At 67.8% G+C, this 22,523-nt stretch carries 17 protein-coding genes; 9 read left to right on the plus strand and 8 right to left on the minus strand.

From position 1 onward, the window contains the following. Positions 1 to 142: 142 nt before the first annotated feature. From sppA to QX094_RS12740, 9 genes are all read left to right on the plus strand, one after another. On the plus strand, positions 143 to 1,123 hold the full coding sequence (gene sppA / locus QX094_RS12700; RefSeq protein ID WP_315825664.1) for a signal peptide peptidase SppA: 981 nt from the start codon (positions 143 to 145) through the stop codon (positions 1,121 to 1,123). Positions 1,124 to 1,292: 169 nt separating this feature from the next. Further along, positions 1,293 to 1,610 carry an integration host factor subunit beta gene (locus tag QX094_RS12705; RefSeq protein ID WP_315716888.1) on the plus strand — a complete coding sequence of 106 codons (318 nt, stop codon included), beginning with the start codon at positions 1,293 to 1,295 and terminating at the stop codon, positions 1,608 to 1,610. Positions 1,611 to 1,687: 77 nt separating this feature from the next. Next, positions 1,688 to 2,080, plus strand: a complete 393-nt coding sequence (locus tag QX094_RS12710; protein WP_315716889.1) for a lipopolysaccharide assembly protein LapA domain-containing protein — start codon at positions 1,688 to 1,690, stop codon at positions 2,078 to 2,080. Between the two features lie 77 nt (positions 2,081 to 2,157). After that, positions 2,158 to 2,817 (plus strand): phosphoribosylanthranilate isomerase, encoded by a 660-nt coding sequence (locus tag QX094_RS12715; protein ID WP_315716890.1) that lies wholly within the window; start codon positions 2,158 to 2,160, stop codon positions 2,815 to 2,817. After that, positions 2,814 to 4,037 (plus strand): tryptophan synthase subunit beta, encoded by a 1,224-nt coding sequence (trpB, locus tag QX094_RS12720; RefSeq protein ID WP_315716891.1) that lies wholly within the window; start codon positions 2,814 to 2,816, stop codon positions 4,035 to 4,037. The genes QX094_RS12715 and trpB overlap by 4 nt, the downstream gene beginning before the upstream one ends. Next, entirely contained in the window at positions 4,034 to 4,870 is an 837-nt protein-coding gene (gene trpA, locus QX094_RS12725) for a tryptophan synthase subunit alpha (RefSeq protein ID WP_315716892.1), read from the plus strand. The genes trpB and trpA overlap by 4 nt, the downstream gene beginning before the upstream one ends. Before the next feature lie 94 nt (positions 4,871 to 4,964). After that, entirely contained in the window at positions 4,965 to 5,903 is a 939-nt protein-coding gene (gene accD, locus QX094_RS12730) for an acetyl-CoA carboxylase, carboxyltransferase subunit beta (RefSeq protein WP_315716893.1), read from the plus strand. After that, entirely contained in the window at positions 5,900 to 7,243 is a 1,344-nt protein-coding gene (locus tag QX094_RS12735; protein WP_315716894.1) for a folylpolyglutamate synthase/dihydrofolate synthase family protein, read from the plus strand. The genes accD and QX094_RS12735 overlap by 4 nt, the downstream gene beginning before the upstream one ends. 12 nt (positions 7,244 to 7,255) lie before the next feature. Then, the gene (locus QX094_RS12740) at positions 7,256 to 7,996 is read left to right on the plus strand and encodes a metallophosphoesterase family protein (protein WP_315716895.1); all 741 of its coding nucleotides are present in this window, start codon (positions 7,256 to 7,258) and stop codon (positions 7,994 to 7,996) included. A 2-nt stretch (positions 7,997 to 7,998) separates the two neighbouring features. Here the strand turns inward: QX094_RS12740 and QX094_RS12745 are convergent, their stop codons facing one another. The 8 genes from QX094_RS12745 to QX094_RS12780 all read right to left on the minus strand — a co-directional run bounded on the left by QX094_RS12745 (position 7,999) and on the right by QX094_RS12780 (position 22,494). Further along, entirely contained in the window at positions 7,999 to 9,009 is a 1,011-nt protein-coding gene (locus QX094_RS12745) for an ATP-dependent DNA ligase (RefSeq protein ID WP_316188211.1), read from the minus strand. A 142-nt stretch (positions 9,010 to 9,151) separates the two neighbouring features. Further along, the gene (trxA, locus tag QX094_RS12750; RefSeq protein ID WP_015663255.1) at positions 9,152 to 9,472 is read right to left on the minus strand and encodes a thioredoxin; all 321 of its coding nucleotides are present in this window, start codon (positions 9,470 to 9,472) and stop codon (positions 9,152 to 9,154) included. Between the two features lie 98 nt (positions 9,473 to 9,570). Then, positions 9,571 to 13,044, minus strand: a complete 3,474-nt coding sequence (addA, locus tag QX094_RS12755; protein ID WP_316187941.1) for a double-strand break repair helicase AddA — start codon at positions 13,042 to 13,044, stop codon at positions 9,571 to 9,573. Beyond that, complete coding sequence (addB, locus tag QX094_RS12760; protein WP_316187942.1) at positions 13,038 to 16,184, minus strand: double-strand break repair protein AddB; 3,147 nt, start codon at positions 16,182 to 16,184, stop codon at positions 13,038 to 13,040. Before addB ends, addA begins: the two co-directional genes overlap by 7 nt. Before the next feature lie 898 nt (positions 16,185 to 17,082). Further along, the gene (locus QX094_RS12765; protein ID WP_315716898.1) at positions 17,083 to 17,805 is read right to left on the minus strand and encodes a nucleotidyltransferase family protein; all 723 of its coding nucleotides are present in this window, start codon (positions 17,803 to 17,805) and stop codon (positions 17,083 to 17,085) included. A 150-nt stretch (positions 17,806 to 17,955) separates the two neighbouring features. Continuing rightward, positions 17,956 to 18,261, minus strand: a complete 306-nt coding sequence (locus QX094_RS12770) for a PilZ domain-containing protein (RefSeq protein WP_315751762.1) — start codon at positions 18,259 to 18,261, stop codon at positions 17,956 to 17,958. 187 nt (positions 18,262 to 18,448) lie between these two features. Beyond that, entirely contained in the window at positions 18,449 to 19,990 is a 1,542-nt protein-coding gene (tsaE, locus tag QX094_RS12775; protein ID WP_316173517.1) for a tRNA (adenosine(37)-N6)-threonylcarbamoyltransferase complex ATPase subunit type 1 TsaE, read from the minus strand. Then, positions 19,987 to 22,494 carry a sensor histidine kinase gene (locus QX094_RS12780; protein ID WP_315751764.1) on the minus strand — a complete coding sequence of 836 codons (2,508 nt, stop codon included), beginning with the start codon at positions 22,492 to 22,494 and terminating at the stop codon, positions 19,987 to 19,989. Before QX094_RS12780 ends, tsaE begins: the two co-directional genes overlap by 4 nt. Between the last annotated feature and the right edge of the window lie 29 nt (positions 22,495 to 22,523).

The following is a 22,523-nucleotide window of genomic DNA, read 5'->3' on the forward strand; positions in this document are numbered from 1 at the left end:
GCAAGGATGCGCGTGCCGGCCGCGCGGATCCGGCCTCGCCGCGGGCCTTCCTTTCTTCATATTGCGCCGCGATTGATGTAATCGGATAACGAGATATTCAGGCTGCGGATGCAAAACGCGCCGAGACTTCCAGGAGCTGTCCATGTCGCTTGATTCGGATGTGATCGTCGATCGCCGCAGGCTGCGCCGCAAGCTGACGTTCTGGCGCGTCGTCGCGGTGCTGATTGCGATTGCGGCTCTGTCCGCCATCGGTCTCGCCATGTCGCCGCGCGGCCGCACCGTGCTCTCGACCTCCGGCTCGATCGCCCGCGTCAATATCGAGGGCCTGATCCGCAGCGACCATGAGCGCGTCGAGGCGCTGGAGCGGCTCGAAAACTCCTCGGCCGAAGCCGTCATCGTTCACATCAATTCGCCGGGCGGCACCACCGCCGGCTCCGAGCAGCTCTACGATTCGCTGGTCCGGCTGAAGGCGAAGAAGCCGCTGGTCGTCGTCGTGGAAGGCCTCGCGGCGTCCGGCGGCTACATCGGCGCGATCGCTGCCGACCACATCGTCGCGCAGCAGAGTTCGCTGGTCGGCTCGATCGGCGTGCTGTTTCAATATCCCAATGTCGGCGAGCTGTTGAAGACGGTCGGCGTGAAGATCGAGGAGGTCAAATCCTCGCCGCTGAAGGCCGCCCCCAACGGCTACGAGCCGACCAGCCCGGAAGCGCGTGCGGCGCTCGACGCCCTGGTCAAGGATTCCTATGCCTGGTTCCGCGGACTGGTGAAGGACCGCCGCGCCATGAACGATGAGCAGTTGGAGAAGGTGGCCGATGGCCGCGTCTTCACCGGCAGGCAGGCGATCGAGCTGAAGCTGATCGACGAGCTCGGCGACGAGAAGACCGCGGTCGCTTGGCTCGTCGCCAACAAGAACGTCAAGAAGGACCTTCCGGTGCGCGACTACAAGCTCACGCCGCGGTTCGGCGATCTCACCTTCCTGCGAACGGCCACCTCGATCGCGCTCGACGCCGTCGGCCTCTCCGGAATCGCCCGCCAGATCGAGCGCACCGGCGTGGTCCAGGCGGTGGACCGGATCGGTCTCGACGGCATGCTCGCGCTCTGGACGCCCGCGCCGGGCAATTGAACCCGCAAAGACCATTCCCAGGGCAATCTTCCCGCTTCGCGTGTGCCGTGGCGAGACCCCGTACCGGGCCTCGCACCCCGATTCACGGCCGCGATGAATGATTTAGCGTCTTGACAGTCCAGCATATTTTCACGGAAATGGGACCTGTCTCCCCGGGTACATTTTCTCGATGATCAAATCCGAGCTTGTTCAGCGTATCGCCGAGCACAACCCGCATCTCTACCAGCGGGATGTCGAGAACATCGTCAATGCGATCCTCGATGAGATCGTCGCGGCGCTCGCCCGCGGTGACCGCGTCGAGTTGCGCGGCTTCGGCGCCTTCTCGGTCAAGCATCGGCCGGCCCGCGCCGGGCGCAACCCACGGACCGGAGCTCATGTCCCGGTGGACCAGAAAAGTGTCCCGTTCTTCAAAACGGGCAAGGAAATGCGCGAGCGGCTGAACCGGGACAATCCCGCCGGCGCCGCGGCTGACGACGCCGACGATTGAAGCATCTCGCGCCGGCCGTGCTAATCGTCTGCGGCTGATCTCGAGGCGAATCCGGCCTGACTGACACGAGCGAGCGCATGCGAAAATTCTTCACTGTCGTGGTCGTCCTTCCGCTGCTGGTGCTGTTCGTCATCTTCGCGGTCGCCAATCGGCATTTCGTTACCGTATCGTTTGATCCCTTCAACGCGACTGATCCGGCGCTCTCGGCGTCGGTCCCGCTGTTCGCCTTGATCATCGCCGTCGCGATCCTGGGCGTGATCGCGGGTGGCTGTGCCACCTGGATCGGCCAGCGCCGCTGGCGGCGGGCCGCGCGCCGCCATCAGGCCGATGCCGAAGCGGCCCGCGCGCAGGTGGCGCAGTTGAGCGCCGCGGCGCGTGCAAAACAGGGCTCTGCGCAATCTCTGGTTCCAGCTGCGCCGGCGCGGCTTTTCGCCCCTTATGGGCGAGACAAGCAGGGCGTCGCGTTGTAGAAGGCGCGAAAGCTCGGCGGCCCTGGAAGCCGCCGGCTTCTGGTGATCCTTTCCGCCCGGACGTGCGTTGTTCATTGATGTCCCTGCTCGTCAAAATCTGCGGCCTGACCACGCCCGACACCCTCGCTGCGGCGCTCGACGCGGGCGCCGACATGGTGGGCTTCGTGTTCTTTCCGCCGTCCCCACGCCATGTCGGCCTGACGGCCGCGCGTGAGCTGGGTCGTGACGTCAGGGGGCGCGCGCTCAAGGTGGCGCTGACCGTCGATGCCGACGACGCGATGATCGAAAACATCGTCGAGACGCTGCGGCCTGATCTCCTGCAGTTGCATGGCCGCGAAAGCATCGCGCGCGTCCGCGACCTCAAGCAGCGCTTCGGCCTACCCATCATGAAGGCCATTCCGGTCGCGACCGACGCCGATCTCGCGCCGTTGGCGGGCTATGCCGACGTGTGCGACCGCATCCTGTTCGATGCGCGGGCGCCCAAGGAGGCGACCCGTCCCGGCGGCCTCGGTGCCACCTTCGATTGGCGTCTGCTACAGGGCGTGAAGCTCGATCGCCCGTTCATGGTCTCCGGCGGTCTGAGCGCCGACAACGTCGCGGAGGCCGTGCGGATCACCCGCGCGGGCGGCGTCGACGTGTCATCTGGCGTCGAGCGGGCGCCGGGTGTGAAGGATTGCGACATGATCCGGGATTTCATTCGCGCGGCGCGGGCCGCTGAAGAGTTGAGCGTTCAATGACGACAGCCATTCCCAATTCCTACCGCAGCGGTCCGGATGACCGCGGTCACTTCGGCATCTTCGGCGGCCGCTTCGTCGCCGAAACCCTGATGCCGCTGATCCTCGATCTGGAAAAGGCCTATGCGGAGGCCAAGGCGGATCCGGCATTCCATGCCGAGATGAACGGCTACCTGAAGAACTATGTCGGCCGGCCCTCGCCGCTGTATTACGCTGAGCGCCTGACCGAGCATCTCGGCGGCGCCAAGATCTACTTCAAGCGCGAGGAGCTGAACCACACCGGCTCGCACAAGGTCAACAACGTGCTTGGCCAGATCATGGTCGCGCGCCGCATGGGCAAGAAGCGCATCATCGCCGAGACCGGTGCCGGCCAGCACGGCGTTGCGACCGCCACGCTGTGCGCGCGTTTCGGGCTCGATTGCGTCGTCTACATGGGCGCGGTCGACGTCGAGCGGCAGCAGCCGAACGTGATCCGCATGGAGATGCTCGGCGCCAAGGTGGTGCCCGTGCAGTCCGGCGCCAAGACCCTGAAGGATGCGATGAACGAGGCGTTGCGTGACTGGGTCACCAACGTCCACAACACGTTCTACTGCATCGGCACGGTCGCCGGTCCGCACCCCTATCCGATGATGGTGCGCGACTTCCAGTCGGTGATCGGCAACGAGACCCGCACGCAGATGCAAGAGGCTGAGGGCCGGCTCCCGGACTCGCTGATCGCGTGCATCGGCGGCGGCTCCAATGCGATGGGCCTGTTCCATCCGTTCCTCGATGATCCCTCGGTCGAGATCTATGGCGTGGAAGCGGCGGGCCATGGCCTGACGCATCTGCACGCCGCCTCGATCGCCGGCGGCCGCCCCGGCGTGCTGCACGGCAACCGCACCTATCTGCTCATGGACGAGGACGGGCAGATCGAGGAGGCGCATTCGATCTCGGCCGGTCTCGATTATCCCGGCATCGGGCCGGAGCATTCCTGGCTGCACGAGGTCGGTCGCGTGAACTATTTGTCGGCGACCGATGAGGAGGCGCTGGCGGCGTTCCAGCTGCTGTCGCGGCTCGAGGGCATCATTCCGGCGCTGGAGCCCGCGCACGCGATCGCCAAGGTGATGGAGCTCGCGCCGAAGAAGTCGAAGGACCATCTGATGGTGGTCAACATGTCCGGCCGCGGCGACAAGGACGTGCCGCAGGTGGGCGACATCTTGCGAGGAAGGGCGAAGGCATCGTGACCAGCCGGATGGATGCGCGCTTCGCGCAATTGAAGCAAGAAGGCCGCTCGGCGTTCGTCACCTTCGTGATGTCAGGCGACCCTGATCCTGAAACCTCGCTCGCGATCGTCAAGTCGCTGCCGCAGGCTGGCGCTGACATCATCGAGATCGGCATGCCGTTCACCGATCCGATGGCCGATGGCCCGTCGATCCAGGCGGCGGGTCTGCGCGCGCTCAAGGCCGGCATGACCTTGAGGAAGACGCTGCAGCTCGTGCGCAGCTTCCGCGAGGGCGACGCGGCGACGCCGATCGTGCTGATGGGCTACTACAACCCGATCTACATCTACGGCGTCGACAAGTTCCTCGATGATGCGAAGAGCGCCGGCGTCGACGGCCTGATCATCGTCGACCTGCCACCGGAGGAAGACAGCGAGCTGTGCATTCCCGCGCTGAAGGCGGGGCTGAATTTCATCCGGCTGGCGACGCCGACGACCGATGACAAGCGGCTGCCGGCGGTGCTCGCGAACACCTCGGGCTTCGTCTACTACGTCTCGATCACCGGCATCACCGGCGCGGCGGCGGCGGATTCGTCCGCCGTCGGTGCCGCCGTGGCCCGGATCAAGCGGCATACGGCGCTGCCTGTCTGCGTCGGCTTCGGCATCCGGACACCGGAGACCGCCCGCGCCATCGCCGCCAATGCCGACGGTGCCGTGGTCGGCACCGCCCTGGTCGACGCGCTCCGCGCCAGCCTCGATGCCGAGGGACGCGCGACGGCCAAGACCGTGAGCGCCGTTGCCGACCTGGCCGCTGCGCTGGCAAGGGGCGTGCACGGGGCGCAACAGGCCGCGGAATAGGCCGTCAGCCACTATTCGATCGGACGTCGCGGCCGTCTTGCCGTGACCCCGCCGTCCCGCCATATATCCGGGCGACCGCAACACGGAGCGACACATGAACTGGCTTACCAATGTGGTCCGGCCGAAGATCCGCAACATCCTGCGCCGTGAGACGCCGGAGAACCTCTGGATCAAGTGTCCGGATTCCGGACAGCTCGTGTTCTACAAGGACGTCGAGGCCAACCAGTTCGTCATTCCGGGCTCCAATTACCACATGCGCATGGGCGCCGTGGCGCGACTGAAGTCGATGTTCGACAACGAGACCTGGTTCGACGTCGCGCTGCCCGAGGTCACGCCCGACCCGCTGAAATTCCGTGACGAGCGCCGCTATGCCGACCGCATCAAGGATGCGCGGGCGCGGACCGGCATGAACGATGCGGTGAAGGTCGGCTTCGGCAAGCTGGAAGGCATGGGCGTCGTCATCGCCGTGCAGGATTTCGATTTCATGGGCGGTTCGCTCGGCATGGCCGCGGGTGAAGCCATCGTCCGCGGGCTCGAACTCGCGGTCGAGAAGAAGTCGCCGTTCATCGTATTCGCGGCCTCCGGTGGCGCGCGCATGCAGGAAGGCATCCTGTCCCTGATGCAGATGCCGCGCACGACCGTGGCCGTGCAGATGCTGCGCGAGGCCAAGCTGCCCTACATCGTCGTGCAGACCAATCCGACCACCGGCGGCGTCACCGCGTCCTACGCGATGCTGGGCGACGTCCACATCGCCGAGCCCGGCGCGCTGATCGGGTTCGCCGGCGCCCGGGTGATCGAGCAGACCATTCGCGAGAAGCTGCCCGAAGGTTTCCAGCGCGCTGAATACCTGCTCGACCACGGCATGGTCGACATGGTCGTGCACCGTCATGACCTGCGCCCGACGCTGGCGCGGCTGTGCCGATTGCTGACCAAGGCGCCGGCCGTTGAACACGCCAAGCCCGCGCCGCAGCTGCCGCCGCCTGCCAAGCCCGCCGAAACCGCGGAAGCGCCGGCGGTCGCAACGAGCGCGTGAACGATTCTGCCGCCCAGCCAAGACCGTCGCTCGACGAGCTGATCACGCGGCTTTCTGTGTTGCATTCGAGCCGGATCTCGCTCGGGCTGGAGCGCATGCACCGGCTGCTGGCGCAGCTCGGTCATCCCGAGCGCAAGCTGCCGCCCGTCATCCATGTCGCGGGCACCAACGGCAAGGGCTCCACGGTCGCATATTTGCGCGCGATGCTCGAGGCCGCGGGGCTGCGCGTCCACGTCTTCACCTCGCCCTGGCTGGTGCGCATCAACGAGAGCTATCGGCTCGGCCAGGTCGGCGGTGGTGTCCTGGTCGAGGACGATGAGCTGATCTCCGCGCTCTTGGAGTGCGAGCGGGTCAACGCCGGCGCGCCGATCACCTTCTTCGAGGTCAAGACCGTCGCGGCCTTCGTGCTGTTCGCAAGGCATCCAGCCGATGTCGTGCTGCTCGAAGTCGGTCTCGGTGGCCGGCTCGATTCCACCAATGTTGTCGAGCAGGTCGCGGCCTCCGTGCTGACGCCGATCAGCATGGACCACATGGAGTTCCTCGGCGACACCCGCGCGCTGATCGCGGCCGAGAAGGCCGCCATCATCAAGCGCGGCTGCCCGGTGATCTCGGCGGCGCAGGAGCCCGATGCCATGGCCGTGATCGAGCGCGAGGCCAGGCGCCAGCGCGCGCCGCTGTTTGCGGCCGGTGAGAGCTGGCACGTCAATGTCGAGCGCAACCGGCTGGTCTATCAGGACGATCGCGGTCTCCTCGATCTTCCGGCACCCAAACTGTTCGGCCGGCATCAGTTCGACAATGCGGGCCTGGCGATCGCGACCTTGCGGGCGGTCGATCATTTCAAGCTCACCACCAAGGCGTTCGAGGACGGCATCGTCGGCGCCGAATGGCCGGCGCGCATGCAGCGGCTGTCGAACGGCGCGCTCACCGCGATCGCGCCGCAAGGCGCGGAGATCTGGCTCGACGGCGGCCACAACGCCGAAGGCGGCCGCGTCGTCGCGGCCGCGATCGGCGACCTCGAGGAGCGCGTGTCGCGGCAGCTCGTCGTCATCGTCGGCATGATGGGCAACAAGGATGCCGCTGCTTTCCTGGCCAACTTCGCCGGCCTGACGCGCCACATCATCGTCGTGCCGATTCCGAACGAGAGCAAGGCGATGGCACCGGCTGATCTGGCCGCCGCCGCGCGCACGCTCGGCATGCGCGTCGAGATCGCCGATGGCGTCGCGTCGGCGCTCGCCGGCATCGCGCGGCTTGCCTATGAGGTCCCGCCGCGTATCCTGATCACGGGATCGCTCTATCTCGCGGGCCACGTGCTCGACCTCAACGGCACGCCGCCGACCTGAGGGGAATAGCGCATGCGCTTTGCCGCGATCGCAGACGTCCACGGCAACCACCTCGCGCTCGAAGCCGTGCTGGCCGACATCCGCGCGCAAGGCGTCGATGACATTGTCAATCTTGGCGATATGGCGAGCGGCCCGCTCGATGCGCGCAAGACGATGGACTTGCTGATGCCGCTCGATGCCGTCCATGTGCGCGGCAATCACGACCGCTGGCTGATCGATCGGCCGCCGGAGAGGATGGGCGCCTGGGAGCGGCCGGCCTACGCGCAGCTCGTAGCCAAGCATCTCGACTGGCTCGGCACGATCCCGCCGACGTCCATCTATCGCGACGAGGTCTTCCTTTGTCACGCCACGCCTGAGGACGATAACGTCTACTGGCTCGAGAGCGTCGCGCCGGATGGCGCGGTCACATGCGCTCCGCTCGATGCAATCGAGACAACGGCCGAGGGCATCCCGCAGTCACTGATCCTCTGTGGCCATACCCACACCGCGCGCGCCGTGCGGCTTCGCGACGGGCGGCTGATCGTCAATCCCGGTAGCGTGGGCAGCCCTGGCTATTCCTACAACGTACCGCATCCGCATGTGATGGAAGCCGGCACGCCCGACGCCCGCTATGCGATCCTTGAACTTAAGCCCGCAGGCTGGAGCGTGACGTTCCGCCACGTGCCCTATGATCATCAGGCGATGGCCGCGCTGGCCCGCGCCAATGGTGATGTCGAATTCGCCTCGGTTCTCGCGACCGGCTGGATCCGCTGACCTCACGCGAGCAGCTTCAAGGGATCGGCGACCTTCTGCTCGAGCTGCTCGAAGGTGCATTGCTTCGGCGATTTGTCCGGGCGCCAGCGCAGGATCGAGGTGCCGTGGCGAAAGCGCTCGCCGGAGAAATGGTCGTAGCAGACCTCGATCACCAGCTTCGGCTTCAGCGGACACCATTCCGCCGAGCGCTCGGTCGACCAGCGGCTCGGGCCGCCCGGCGCATTGCCGGTGAAGCCGGGCGGCGAGATCAGCGGCTCGAGCCTGTCGGTCAGTGCGGGCTTCTCGTCCTTCTTGAGCGCGGAGGTGAAGCCGACGTGATGCAGCAGACCGTCATCGTCGTAGAGCCCGAGTAGCAGCGAGCCGACCAGCTTGCGTCCGTTCGCGCCGCTGTTGGTGGCGTAGCGGAAGCCGCCGATGACGCAATCGGCTGAGCGATAGCGCTTGATCTTCTGCATGCCGTCGCGGTTGCCGGCCTGGTAGGGCAGGTCGGTCCGCTTGGCGATCACCCCGTCCGAGCCGCCGCCGGAATGCGCCAGCCAGTCTTGCGCGGTCGCGAAGCGCGTCGTCGCCGGCGACAGCCGGAACGTCGGATGATCCGTGAAGTTCGCTTTCGCGAATGCTTCCAGCGCCGGCCGCCGCTCGTGCAGCATGTGCGTCACTAGCTCCTTCTTGCCACTCGCCAGCAGGTCGAAGGCCAGGAACAGCGCCGGCGTCTCCACCGATAGCCTCTTCACCCGGCTGGCGGCGGGATGAATCCGCTGCAGCAATGCATCGAACGAGAACGACTTCGCCTGCGGCACCACCAGCTCGCCGTCGAGGATGAAGCTCGTCGCCTCGAGCTCGCGCGCCGCGGCGACGACCTCGGGGAAGTAGCGCGCGAGGTCCTCGCCGGCCTTCGACTGCATCGTCACCGTTGCGCCGTCGCGCGTCAGCAGACAACGGAAGCCGTCCCATTTTGGTTCGTATTGCCAGTCCTCGCCGCGCGGGATCGCATCCACCGAGCGCGCCTCCATGGCCAGCAGGCCGGATTTGCGGGAGGGCGAGCGATGGGCGCGGGCGGGCATGGCGACATCCGAAAACGCTGAATCACACCCCTCAACGCAAACGGCCGGCGATTCCGCCGGCCGTTCGACAAAAATCATTGTTCCGCAAGCGTCACACCGCCGACGAGATCCACTGCTGCAGCTTCGCCTTCGGCGCGGCGCCGACCTGGCGCGAGGCCATCTCGCCGCCCTTGAACACCATCAGGGTGGGGATCGACATCACGCCGTACTTCGAGGCCGTCTTCGGGCTCTCGTCGACGTTCAGCTTGACGATCTTGACCTTGTCGCCCATCGCACTCGAGATCTCGTCGAGGGCCGGCGCAATCATGCGGCACGGGCCGCACCACTCGGCCCAGAAGTCGACCACGACCGGGCCGTCGGCCTTGAGCACTTCGCTTTCGAAATCGGCGTCGGAAACCTTGCCAACGGCCATGGAATTACCTCGTTCGGTTGGAGGGAGCGGCGCGGACGCGCCGCTTCTGCGTGGGCGTCAAAGTAGGAATGGCGTGATGCCGGGTCAAGCGGGCTCGCTCAGACGTGCTGGGATGGCAGCATGGCGTCCAGCGCGGAGGCCGGAAGCTCCATGAATTCAGCGGCTTCGGTCCAGAGCAGCGCGGCGCGGACGTTTCGTCCGGGGTACAATTGGCCAAGCACGGCGCGGTACAGCGCGAGCTGCCGGACATAGGCCGGGGGCACGTCGGCGAGTCCCGAGGGCGGCTGCTGGTTGGTCTTGAAGTCGACGATCAGCACCTCGGTCCCGGTGACCACCAGGCGGTCGATCTGGCCGGAGACCAGTGCCGGAGGCTGGCCGGCCAGTGCGAGGCGGCCCACGATCGAGACTTCCGCCCGGCTCCCGGCCGCGAACACCGCGGCAAAGCGCGGGTCTTCGACCACGGCGAGCACCCGTTCCGCAAGCCCCACGCGCTCGTCCTCCGGCCAGTCGGCGGCGTTGCGAATCAAATATCGCAGCGCGGCATCACGCCGCCGCTCCGGCGCCACGTCGGGCAGCGACTGCAGCAGGCGATGCACCAGCGTGCCGCGCTGCATCGCGAGGCTGCGCGCCGCCAGCGATTCGCCCGTGCGCACCGGCCGCTCGTCGGCGGATGGATCGGACGGCCGGAGCACAGCGACCTCGCCGGGCGCCTCCACCGCCGCCGTGCGCAGCCACGCCGGCAGTTCGACGGCCGTCTCGACCATGGGCCGCGTTTTGTCAGCAGCGGTTTCCGCGATGTCCTCGGCCCGCGCATAGCGCTTGACCGGCCCGTCCTCGGTTTCGATCACCTCGACCTGCAGGCCGGCGGCGTCCAATCCGCGCGCCATCAGATCGTACCAGCTGCCGCCGCGGACGTTGTTCATGTTGCCCGGCATGCAGCCGCCGATGATCAGCCGATCCGCGGCGCGGGTCATCGCGACATAGAGCAGCCGGCGATACTCGTCGTCGGTCTCCTTGAGCATCGCCACGCGTGCCGCCGCGACGGGCTGCGGATCGTCGGCCTTGCGCCCGGCCCAGACCACGATCTCTTGCTCGCCATGCGGCACGTGGATCAGCCGCAGCCGCTGCGAATCCGCCGGCGACGAGGTGGTGTCGACCAGGAAGACGACGGACGCCTCGAGGCCCTTGGCGCCATGCACGGTCATCACCCTGATCTCGTCGCGCGAGATCTCCATGTCGCGCTTCACCTCGGTGTCGGCGGCGCGCAGCCAGGCGACGAAGCCCTGCAGCGAGGCCGGCGCCTTGCGCTCGTAGGACAGCGCGAGCTCGAGGAACTCGTCGAGCGCATCATTGGCCTCGTGGCCGAGCCGCGCCAGGATGCGGCGCCGGCCGCCATCGCCGCCGAGCAGCCAGGCATAGAAGGCGAATGGCGTGTCCTCCGCGGCGCGGCGCTCGCATTGTTGCAAGCGCCGTACGACCGCCTGCAGCCGCGCGTCGTCAGCGGCGTGCGCCGTCAGTGCGTCGCGTAGCGAGCCGCGACGCTGCCACGCCAGCTTGAACAGATCGTCGTCGTCGAGCCCGAACAGCGGGCTCTTCAGCGCGGTCGCCAGCGCCAGATCGTCCTGCGGCAGCAGCAGCGCGTCGGCGAGGTTCATCAGGTCGATGATCGCGATGTGCTCGGTCAGCTTCAGCCGGTCGGCGCCGGCGACGGGGATGCCGGCGTGCTTCAGCGCCTGGATCACGGCATCGAAGGCGTTGCCGCGCCGGCGCACCAGGATCAGCATGTCGCCATAGCTCAGCCGCCGCCGCGCGCCGTCATGGCCGGTCATCGTGCCCGTCTGGATCAGCCGCTTGATCTCTGCCTGGATGCGCCTGGAAAGCTTCACCTCGGGGCTGGTGACGGAGACGCCGTCGAACGGCGCGCGCCAGCCCTCGATCTCCTTGCGGTCGTCGCGTTCGCACAGGCTCCAGAGCTCGACCATGCTCGGTCCGGCATCGGTCAGCGCGTTGTGGATGGGATGGCCGATGTCAGGCGAGTGGATGCTGCTGTAGACGTCGCGCTCGCGGAACACGTGGTCGACCGCGTGCAGCACCGTCGGCCCGGAGCGGAACGAATAGGTGAACAACACCGGATCGAACAGCAGCCCGGCATCGGTGAAGCGCTTCTGCAACTGACGCCTGCGCGCATCGAACTCGTGCGGGTCGGCGCCCTGGAACGAGAAGATTGACTGCTTCTCGTCGCCCACCGCGAAGATCGTGCGCGTGAGTCCGTCGCGCGCCCCGGCGCCGGCGGTGAACTCCTCGATGATGTGGGCGACGATGTCCCATTGCCGTGGGCTCGTGTCCTGCGCCTCGTCGATCAGCACGTGATCGACGCCGCGGTCGAGCTTGTAGTGCACCCAGCCGGCGGAGACGCGGTTCAGCATCGCCAGCGTCTTGTCGATCAGGTCGTCGTAGTCGAGCAGGCCGCGCTCTTCTTTTTCGCGGCGATAGTTCGCGGCGGCGGCGGTCGCGATCTGCAACAGCGCCTCGGTGCGGTCGCGCACGACCGCCGCGCGGCGCTTTTCGATCAGGCGATCGAGCCGGCGCGCCTCCGATTCAAATAGACCGGCGATGCCGGGATTGGCGTCGGCGAACTTCTTGGTGAGCAGGGACTTCCGCGGCTCCTTGTCCTCGGTCAGGAATACGCGGAGATATTCATCGACCTGATCGGCGCCCGAGAACGCCAGCGCCGCGCGCAACTGCTCGGCCTGCTTCTGGTCGGTCTTGGCGCCGCCGTCGAGCCGCGCGGCGATATCGGCCCAATCCCTCAGTGGCAGATTGGGGCCGTCGACGATGTCGCGCTCGATGGCTTCCAGCGTCTCGCCGGCGCTGATGCCGAGCACCTCGCCGAGATGTTGCGCGGCAACCTCGACGCGGCCGGCGCCATCGGTCCAGGCCATGAAGTGATCGCGGCTCAGACAGGCCTCGCGGACGACGTCCTTGAAGGTCGAATCCGCCGCATTGGCCATCGCCACCTGCAGCGCGCGGCCGACCGCGCTGTCGGGCGCGCGGGCGGCGTCGAGCAGCACCTTGAGATTGGCGCGCTCCATCATCTCGGTCTGGTCGCGCTCGTCGAGCACCGAGAACCGCGCCGGCACGTTGGCTTCGAACGGGAACTGCTGCAGCAGCCGCGTGCACAGCGCGTGAATGGTCTGCACCTTCAATCCGCCCGGCGTCTCCAGCGCGCTGGCGAACAGTTTTCGCGCCGAGGCCCGCAGCTTCTTGTCGGGATTGGGAATGCCGGTGGACTGGATCGCGCCGTCGAGCGCGTCGTCGTCGAGCGTCACCCAATGGCCGAGCGTCGAGAACACGCGCTCGGCCATATTGGCGGCCGCAGCCTTGGTGAAGGTGATGCAGAGGATCTTCTCCGGCGGCACGCCGTCGAGCAGCAGCCGGATCACGCGCTGGACCAGCACATGCGTCTTGCCCGAGCCGGCATTGGCCGACACGAACGCGGAGGCAGCCGGGTTCGATGCGCGCGTCTGCGCCTCGCGCACGGCCTGCGGAATGGGGCGGGGCGCCTTCACCATTCCTCCACCCCCAGGCCGCCGGCCGCCGACCATTCCTTGATACGGGCGAGATCGTCATAGCTACCGTAGCGGTTCGCCCACATCGACAGGTTCAGCGAGGTGTAGCCTTGATTGACGTCCTCGAAGCTGCGGATCAATGCCTCGAGCTTTTCGCGCGCCTCCTGCGCGGCCTGGTCCGGATGTTGCGGCGGGTCGCTCTTGTTGATCTTCAATTCGAGAATGCGCTCTTCGCCCGGCGGGTTGTTGCCGGACAAGCGGACATAGACGAGCTGGCTGATCAGGCTGCCGGCGGGGATGCCGTCGAAGCCGCCTTCGCGCAGGATCGCGGCCTCGAGCGTAAGCTGCGGCGACAGCCCCATGCGCACCTGCTTGGCCGTCGGCGGCTGGCCAGTCTTGTAGTCGAGAATGGCGTAGGTGCCCTCGGCACGCTGTTCGATGCGGTCGGCGCGCGCCGACAGCATGAAGGTGCGGCCCTGATCCAAGGGAATGCCGATCTCGCCGCGGATCTCCGCGGTGATGGCGCCGATCTGCTCGCGTCGCGCGGTCTCCCACGCCGCGAACCAGCCGGCGATGCGCTGGAAACGCGGCCACCACAGCGCCCGCGCCTCGGGCCGCTCCATCAGCGGCGCAAAGTGCTTCTCGCCGATCACGCGCAGCGCATGCGCCGGATGCAGCGGCAGGGCATCGGCATAGGTCTGCGTGAATTCGCCGATCGCTTCGTGAATCGCCGAGCCTCGATCGGCGGCCGACAGCGGCATGTCGACGGGATCGAGCGGATCGAGCCGCAGGATGTAGCGCGCGAAGATGGTGTAGGGATCGCGCAGCCAGTCCTCGATGGCGGTCACCGACATGCGCAGCGGCCGTGCTGCCAGCGGCGGCTTCGGCGCCGGCTGTTCGACCGGCTTCACCGCGGCGGGCTGGTCGAGCACCTCGGCATAGCGGACGTAAGTCTCGCCGCGCGCGGTCGCCGCCTTCCAGCGCTCGGCGCCAGCGACGGCTTCGAGACGGTGCAGGAAGCGCGAGGCCACGGCCGGCGCGCCGCCCGATTTTGCGGCGTGCGTCAGGATCACCTCGGGCGCGCCGAGCAGTTGTGCGAAATCGTGTGCTGATAGTCCGATGCGGCGCTCGGGCAGGTCGAGGCCGAGCTGATGCCGCATCGGGCGGCTGAGCCAGGGATCGATGCGCGGCGCCGGCGGCCATATGCCCTCGATCAGGCCGCCGACGATCATGCGGTCGGCCTGCATCAGTCGCGCTTCGAGCGGACCGTAGATCTGCAGCTGCGCGCCGTGGCGCTCGGGCCGGCGCACCGCGCGATCGGAGAAGGCGGTATGGAACAGATCCGGATAGTCCGACAGCGGCGCCATCAGGCCGCAGCGCTCGCCGGACGCGAGCAGGTCGTCGAAGCAGCGCGCCAGCGCCGCGCCGTCGCGATCGGTGAACGCGGTGCTGAGACCGACATCGTCTGTCGAGAGTGCGATCAACACCTCACGATGCCGCGCGGCGAGCTCGGCGAAATCCTGCGGGCGCGGCGAGGCAAGGTTTTCCAGCGGCGCCAGGGCCGTCTGCAATTGCGCGATCAGCGCGCCGACGCGGTCGAGCTGCTCGGGACTGAGACGCGCGCGCGGCTCGGCCTTGTGCAGCGATGATGCTTCGCCCTGGTTCAGCTTGGTGTGCTCGTCGCGGAAGCGCGCGAAGTCGCGCGCGAGCCCGCTGCTTCCGGCTTGTGGCCGCGTGCCGCGCAGCACCGCGAGCTCCAGCGTCTCGATGGCACTCTTCCAGCCATTCGCGGCGCGGCCGAGCCGGCACAGCGGATGCTTGAGCAGCGCCAGCAAAGTCGGCGGCTCCAGTCCGCGCGCGGCGGCTTCGGCGGCGAGGCGCGCGAAGATGCCGGCCGGCGTCTCCAACAGCGCGTCACCGCCGGAATCGTCAAACGTCAGGTGCCAGCGCGTCAGCGCCGCCATCACGCGGCGCGCCAGCGCGCGGTCCGGCGTCACCAGCGCAGCGGACTTGCCGAGATGGCGCGCCTCGCGCATCGCGATGGCGATCGCCAGCGCCTCCATTTCGGGGTTGGGCGCGGCGACGACGGCGAGATTGTCCATCGCTTCGGCAATGTTGGCGGCGATGTCGAACTGACGCAGGCGCTCGTGCCAGACGGCGGTGGCTTCCGACGGCCGCATCGCTTCTGAGATCAGCACCTCGCGGCCGCCACGGCCGGGTGGTGCGAGGCGGATCACGTCGCGCCGCTCCAGGCCGAAGCGCTTGAGCAGCAGGTGCATGGCATATTGCGGATGATTGACCGCGGGCGGCGTCAACACGCGGCCGGCGCGGTCCTTGGCACCGCCGATCGAATTCCACGCGGCTTCGTCGAGATCGGTGTCGAGCCCAGGCAGCACCACCGCGCCATGCGGCAGCTTGGCGACGGCGAGCAGGAATTTTGCCGTCGCCGGCATCGAGCCGGTGGAGCCTGCGGCAATGACGGGACCATCGGGATGCGCCGACAGCCGCGCCGCTTCGGCCGCGATCAGCAGATCGCGCCGCGCCGCCGGCTCGATGCGCTCGATCTCCTGCAGATAGGCGGGCCACGCGGTCCGCGCGATGCGCAGGAACTCGAGCGAATACTGCCAGTATTTGTCGAGCTGATCCGGCACCAGCGCATCGAGCGCATCCCAGGACACGCCGCGCGTCACCATGTCGTCGATCAGCCGCGCGAGGTCGCCGGCCAGCGCAAGCGTCGAGGCGGGCCCGCCGATCACGAGCGGCGCCGACACCGGCGTCTTGGCCCAGGCCGCGACCAGCCGCGCCAGCGTGAGCCGGCGCTGCAGGTCGTCGAGCCGTTCCGGAATCTCCAGCGGCGCCGGCCCGAGGAACGCGTCGCGGTCCTCCGCGAAGGCGAGCTCGTCCTCGTCGATATCGCCGAGCGCGACCAGGCGCGGCAGCACCGCGGCATCGGTCTTCAGCTCGTCGAGGAACATCTCGCGCGCCACCCGCAGGGAGCGCCGCGTCGGCAGATACAGCGTCGCGGTCGCGAGCCGGGCGGGATCGCTGCGTGCCTCGAAGCCGTCGACCAGCCGGCCGTCGACCAGCGCGGCGATCACGCTGCGCAGGAACGGCGCCGAGATGGGAACGGTGAAGACGCGCATGGCCTGCGATTCGGGTTGCTGTGCTGTCTATATAGGGACCGATCGGGCGGAGGTCATATCCGGGGTGTGGACGGGTGTTGATAGGTGCGTGACCATTGTCGCGGGCTCAGAGCGCGCCGCGCGGATGAGCCCAGCTGGACCCATTCACCCCCGCCGTCATCGCCCGCTTTCGCGGGACGACTGAGTCTGGAAAGCCAAGCTGCCCACCCGCTCGCAATGACGGGGACGCCCAGCATCGTCCTCCATTGTGGGTACAGATCTCGCGCCGGAGACAAACCCCTGTGCCCTCGCGACGCCATCGCGCCCGAGTGATGCAAATCGTGCGCCCTCATCCGAAGCAAGGGCGCAGGGAAGGCCGGGCCTCGGCTGAGGCCCGTGGCCCCCGTGCGTGAAAGAGTGCACGGGGCAGGAACCACAGGTTCAGCCGGAACGACCCGGCCTTCCCTGCGCGACGGTGTTACGGCTTATACGTCCTCTCCTCGGTGTGCCGGCTTGTAGCCACCGTCGCCCGCGCGCGGCGTCAGCAGCGGCGCGAGCTTGGCATCAGCATCGGGATGCCGGGACCTTACGATTTCGCCGTCCTGCCCGAACCGTTCGTCCGCGCACCCGAAAGCACGCTGCAATCCTGACAGGCCATCGCATCCCGCGCTCAACGTCCGTGACGACCGCGATACGCCCCTCGCAACGAGGCGGGATGCGCATGAGAGAACATGAATTCTGTAAAAGCGAAAGAAGAATTTTGTGCGCGTCGGACGCGACGAGCGGGATCGGGTTGAATGTGCGGACGAAAATCGTTTCTCGACGCAGATGATTTGAGTGATCCCAGCGCAGGGTCGGCGCCGACGAGGCGGAGCAAATCGCGCAACGCGCCGACCTGATTCGCCCGTCGGGCAGTCCGCTACGCCGCACTCTCCATCAGAGCCTCTTCCGCTTCCGCCACCGCGGCCGGCGTGCCGACATGCATCCAGACGCCTTCGAGGCGGAGGCCGAACAGGCGGTCCTGCTCGTTCGCCTTGTCGAACATCTTCGTCAGCGAGAACTCGCCGTTCGGCGCGCCGTCGAAGATCGATGGCGAGATGATCGCGGCGCCCGCGTAGACGAACGGCACCACCTGATGCTCCCGCCGCTTGCGCAAGGTACCGTCGGCGAGCATCGCGTAGTCGCCTTGACCCGCGTAGCCGATCGAGGTCGCGGTCGGCGCCATCAGCAGCATGATGTCCATGCGTTCGGGATCGAACGCGTCGGCGAGCCGGGACAGGTTCTGGCGCACGCCCTCGATCCACATCGTGTCGGAGTTGACGTGGAAGAACGGCTCGTGGCCGAGCAGCGGCAGCGCCTTGACGACGCCGCCGCCGGTGCCGAGCACCTGGTCGCGCTCGTCGGAGATGATCACGCGGGGCGTGCTGCGCGCCGCCGTGTGCGCGATGATCTGGTCGGCGAGATAATGGACGTTGACGACGGCTTCGGTGACGCCGGCTTCGGCGAGGCGGTCGAGCACATGGTCGAGCAGCGGGCGGCCGGCGACGCGCACCAGTGGTTTGGGCATCGTCTCCGTCAGTGGGCGCATGCGCAATCCGAGACCGGCGGCGAGGACCATGGCTTTGTGCGGCTTGACGGGCATCTTCAGGGCATCTCGATCAACGGTGGCATGTGCGAATCATACCACGCAAAAACATCTATCGTCTCGGCCGGTTGCGATAGCCCGTGCCGATGACGAATATGCGACGGCTGCCCGGCCATCGTGATGCAAGATGCCGCAGTCGTGGCTCGGTCAGGCTTCGGCCGAGGCGCGCTTGTTGGTCTTCTTCTTGCCTTGCTTCAGGAAGGTGACGCCGATCTGGTCGCCATTGACCCAGGCCAGCTCGCAGCGCCGGTAGGCCAGGCCGGTCGACGACAACAGCAGGAAGAACTCCTTCAGGTGAAGGCCTTCGACCGAGCCCTCGACCGTCAGCTTCGCCCCGGTCTCCGAGACGTCCTCGATGGTGCAGTTGCGCCGCCAGGTGCCGTCGATGCCCATCATGAAAGCCGGGATGCCGCGCTCGAAGACGACGCGTTCGCCCTTCATCCGCTCTGCCATCGCAACCTCCATTCACGCGCGGCGCGCAACCGGCGCCACGGGCGCAAGGTAAAGGGGGATGGCTAAGAACCGGTAAAGCCACGGAGGTGCGCGGTTTTGGCGCGTTCTCTCTCCACGGCGGCGATCGGCTCCCCCCCCCCCCGCAAGGGGGAGGGGGAGCGCACCGGTGGTGCTGCGAGACGCTGCCTTAAGCCACCCCTGCCGGTGGCGGCACGTTGGCCGCGTACCAGTCGCGGACTGGGTCGAGCGCCGCGTGCGCCAGCGACCGGTGGAGATAGTCCCAGATGCGAGGCTGGTGCTTGAGGTACTGCGGCTTGCCGTCGCGGCGGTTGAGGCGGGCGAAGGTACCCAGCAGGCGGGTGTTGCGCTGGACGGACATGATCGCGTAGTGCGCGCCGAATTCGTCGGCGTCGAAGTCCGTCGACGCCGCTTGGCGCGCGGCGATGTAGCGCTCTCGGAGCGCCCGCTCGAGCTCTGCCGACACGTCGATCCGGGCGTCCTGCGCCAGCGAGACCACGTCGTAGGCCGGCGGTCCCATCACCGCGTCCTGGAAGTCGATCACGCCCACGCGGGCGATGCCTTCGCGCGCGGGCAGCCAGAGCAGGTTGGGCGAGTGGTAGTCGCGGATCACCCAGGTCGGCTTAGATGTCGGCTTGGCCGCGAGCGGCGCCTCCAGCAACTCGCGCCATATTTCCAGGAATTCGGCGCGCCGCACCTGCGACAGCTCCACGCCACGGTCGGGCAGGTACCATTCGAGCATCAGGCCGATCTCGATCAGCATGGCTTCGACGTCGAAGGTCGGGACCTCGTAGGTCACCTGCGGCGCCAGCGGCAGCACCGAGGGGACGTCCTGCGCGTGCAGCGCGGCCAACAGATCGGTCGCGGCCTCGTAGCGCTCCACGACCGGTCGTGGCGGGTCGCCCTCGATCACGCCCTCGCGTCCGAGATCCTCGGTGATGAGAAAGCCGTGGCCGAGATCGGCGTCGTTGATCTTCGGCGCCGAGATGCCGCGCCCGCGCAAGGCGGCGGCGATCGCGACGAATGGGCGGACGTCCTCGGCGAGATGCACGGCGCCGCTATAGGGCTTGCCGTTGTAGATCGCCGGGCCGTCGGGCCGCTTCGGCGAGTTCATCAGGATGGAGACGCGCTCGCCCTTGTGGAGCCGCGCATAGGAGCGGGTCGAGGCATCGCCGGCCATGCGCTCGCGGCGCGATTTGGCGTGCCCGGCCTCGGCGAGGAATTCGCGCAAGGCTTTCAGCCGTGCAACCACCGCGGCCGCCTTGCCGCTGCCGGTGATCTCGGCGCTGCGGGCGGTGTCGCCCTGCGATGGATCGTGGCGCAGCGCGATGTCGACGCGATCCAGCGGGAGAGTGCCGCCGGCGCGCTCCGGCCATTCGATCAGCACGACGGTCGCCTCCGGCAGCGGCGACAGGCCGATCTCCTCTAGCTCCGATGCATCGCTGATGCGATAGAGATCGGCATGCACCAGCGGGAAGCTCGGCAGGTCGTAGCTCTGCGCCAGAGTGAAGGTCGGACTCGGCACCTCCAGCTCGTCGTCGCCGGCGAGATAGCGGATCATCGCCCGCGCCGCCGCCGTCTTGCCGGCGCCGAGATCGCCCGTGAGCGTGATCAGTGCACCCGGGCCGATCAGCAGCGCGAGATCGGCCATCAGGGCGGCGGTGGCGGTCTCGTCCGCCAGCGTGGTGGTGAATGTCAGCTGGTCCGTCATTCCGCGGCGTTGCGTTGCGCGACGTGGTCGGTCGGGAAGTCACAGGTGACCGTGGTGCCCTTGCCGACCACCGAATCCATCCGCACCCTGCCGCCATGCAGCTCGACGAAGGAGCGCACCAGCGACAGTCCGAGGCCGGCGCCGCGATGGCGCGAGCCCTGCGAATGGCTCTCGAACCATTCGAACACCTTGTCCTTCACCTCGGGCGGAATGCCGGGGCCGGAATCGGTGACCGCGAAGATGACGCTGTGGTCGGTGCGGCGGGCGCTGACGACGACGCTCGAATCCGGCGGCGAGAAGCCGACGGCATTGGCGAGCAGATTGTAGAGCACCTGCACGACGCGGCGCTCGTCGCCGACGAAGGAGCCGACGTCGGGGTCCACCGCGATCGTCAATCGGATGCGATCCGTGGCAAGCCGGTCCTGCACGCCCTCGGCGGCGGCCTCGATCGCCTTGGCGGCGTCGACCGGCCCGAGCTCGAGCTTCATGGCGCCGGCATCGATGGTGGCGAGGTCGAGAATGTTGTTGGTCAGCGCCAGCAGCGCGTTGGTGGATTTGGTGACGTAGTCGAGATACTCGGCCTGCTTCGGCGTCAGCGGCCCGGTCGACGGATCGGACAGGAAATGCGCGAAGCCGATGATCGTCGTCAGCGGCGCGCGCAGCTCGTAGGACACGTGGTGGACGAAGTCGATCTTCATCTGGCCGGCGGCTTCGAGCGCCTCGTTGCTCTCGCGCAGGGCTCGCTCGACATTCTCGGTGTCGGTGATGTCCTGGAAGGTCAGCATGGTCGCGCCGTCGGGCAGCGGGCGGCTCATGCAGTCGAGCACGCTGCCGTCCTTGCGCTCGAGCTTCAGCGCAACGTCGAGCCGGTTCTCGATCGACGTGATCGCCTCGCGGATGGTGCGCCAGGCGACCGCGTCGTCGTAGAGCTGATGGCACCAGGATTCCACGGTGTCGATATGCGGATGCTCGCGCAACTGATCCGGCGACAGCCGCCACATCTTGGCGAAGGCCGGATTGAACAGCTCGACCCGGCCGTTCGAGCCGAACACCGCGACGCCCTCGGCAAGGCTGTCGAGGGTCTCGCGCTGGACCCGGATCAAGCCGTCGAAGCGGCGGGCAAGCGCGAAGCTCTCGGTGACGTCGTCGAACAGATAGGTGACGCCGCCTTCCGGGTTCGGCGTGGTGACGACCGATAGCGCGCGGCCGTCGGGCAGGAACCAGGTGTCCTTGGCGGCCTCGACGGCGCGATAGGCCTCGTGAAGCTTGGCCTTCCAGGCCCGGAAGTCGGCCTGCTCGGGCAACTTGCGCGCGGCGCGAAGACGGTCGAGCACCGACGAGTCATCCGGCTGGCTGTCCAGGAAGGCGGGATCGAGACGCCACAGCCGGCGATAGGAGTCGTTGTAGAAGGCGAGCCGGCGCTGGCCGTCGAACACGGCTACGCCCGAGGACAACTGATCGAGCGTGCGCCGGTGTGCTTCCCGCATCCGCACCACGGCCGCATCCAGGGCCGCCGCCTCGCTGGCGTCGATGGCGACGCCGGCGCTGCCGTTTCCCAGCATGAAGGCGCGCACGTCGTACATGCGGCGCTCGCCGCCGGTCACGATCGGCAGCCGGCCCTCGAAACGGCCGTTGGTGGCGAGCGCGCGCTGCAGGTCGATACGGTCGGCCGAGTCGAGCAGCTCGATGTTGCGGCCGATCGCGTCCGGCACGTCGCGGGCATCGGCGGCACGGGCATAGGCGGCGTTGACGTAAGCGAGAGCGCCATTGGCCTGCCGTGCCCAGATCGGCCACGGCAGCGCCGCTGCCAGCGCGCGCAGCGACTCCGTTTCCTCGCCGAGCGCCTTGAAGCGGAGCTGCGTCTCGGCGAGCTCGCGGCGCAGGCCGGACAATTCGCGAATGCGCACGATGGCCTGGCCGCCGATGGCGCGGCCCATCGCCTCGATCGCATGGCCGTGCGAGGTGGTGAGATTGAGCATGAAGCCTTCGCCCGCCTCGCGCAGCGCGTCGACGGCGCGGTCGAGCTGCAGCGCGGGCTCCGGCGGCAGCCAGGTTCCAAAGGCGAGAATGCGCTGCGGCTGATCCTGCGGCACCAGCATCGAGGTGTCGCCGGAGATCTGCGGACGGTGGCCGCCGGCTGGCCAGGCGATCAGGATCTGCGGCTCGGCGAACAGCAGCGCACGGTAGCGATCGGCCTGCAATTGCAGCCCGGCGACGTCGGCGCGCAGCCGCGCTTCCTTCCGGCCGGCCGCCAGACGCGTGCGCACCAGCGCGACCGCGGCGACGACGGAGAAGCCGAGCAGCGCCAGCATCGCCGTGACCTCGGCGATATCAGGACGGCTCAGCTCGAACAGCGTCGTGATCGCATCCGGCGGCACGCCATCGCCTGCGAAGCCCGGTGTCGCCGGCGCAAGCGCAGTCGCAGCGAGACCCATCAGGCCCTTGCGCGCAAGTGACGTGCATGACAGCAGCGTCTGACGCATCACCACGATCACGCCCGACATATTTGCCCCAAACCGCACGAAGTTCCGGG

Origin of the sequence: Bradyrhizobium sp. SZCCHNS1050 (assembly GCF_032484785.1) — a bacterium.
In the GTDB taxonomy this organism is placed as follows: Bacteria; Pseudomonadota; Alphaproteobacteria; order Rhizobiales; family Xanthobacteraceae; genus Bradyrhizobium.

Bases quoted from the DNA above. Each gene is read 5' to 3' on its own strand.
- sppA (WP_315825664.1), top strand. From the start codon at position 143: ATGTCGCTTGATTCGGATGTGATCGTCGATCGCCGCAGGCTGCGCCGC.
- QX094_RS12705 (WP_315716888.1), top strand. From the start codon at position 1,293: ATGATCAAATCCGAGCTTGTTCAGCGTATCGCCGAGCACAACCCGCAT.
- QX094_RS12710 (WP_315716889.1), top strand. From the start codon at position 1,688: ATGCGAAAATTCTTCACTGTCGTGGTCGTCCTTCCGCTGCTGGTGCTG.
- QX094_RS12715 (WP_315716890.1), top strand. From the start codon at position 2,158: ATGTCCCTGCTCGTCAAAATCTGCGGCCTGACCACGCCCGACACCCTC.
- trpB (WP_315716891.1), top strand. From the start codon at position 2,814: ATGACGACAGCCATTCCCAATTCCTACCGCAGCGGTCCGGATGACCGC.
- accD (WP_315716893.1), top strand. From the start codon at position 4,965: ATGAACTGGCTTACCAATGTGGTCCGGCCGAAGATCCGCAACATCCTG.
- QX094_RS12740 (WP_315716895.1), top strand. From the start codon at position 7,256: ATGCGCTTTGCCGCGATCGCAGACGTCCACGGCAACCACCTCGCGCTC.
- QX094_RS12745 (WP_316188211.1), bottom strand. From the start codon at position 9,009: ATGGAGGCGCGCTCGGTGGATGCGATCCCGCGCGGCGAGGACTGGCAA.
- trxA (WP_015663255.1), bottom strand. From the start codon at position 9,472: ATGGCCGTTGGCAAGGTTTCCGACGCCGATTTCGAAAGCGAAGTGCTC.
- addA (WP_316187941.1), bottom strand. From the start codon at position 13,044: ATGGTGAAGGCGCCCCGCCCCATTCCGCAGGCCGTGCGCGAGGCGCAG.
- addB (WP_316187942.1), bottom strand. From the start codon at position 16,184: ATGCGCGTCTTCACCGTTCCCATCTCGGCGCCGTTCCTGCGCAGCGTG.
- QX094_RS12765 (WP_315716898.1), bottom strand. From the start codon at position 17,805: ATGCCCGTCAAGCCGCACAAAGCCATGGTCCTCGCCGCCGGTCTCGGA.
- QX094_RS12770 (WP_315751762.1), bottom strand. From the start codon at position 18,261: ATGGCAGAGCGGATGAAGGGCGAACGCGTCGTCTTCGAGCGCGGCATC.
- tsaE (WP_316173517.1), bottom strand. From the start codon at position 19,990: ATGACGGACCAGCTGACATTCACCACCACGCTGGCGGACGAGACCGCC.
- QX094_RS12780 (WP_315751764.1), bottom strand. From the start codon at position 22,494: ATGTCGGGCGTGATCGTGGTGATGCGTCAGACGCTGCTGTCATGCACG.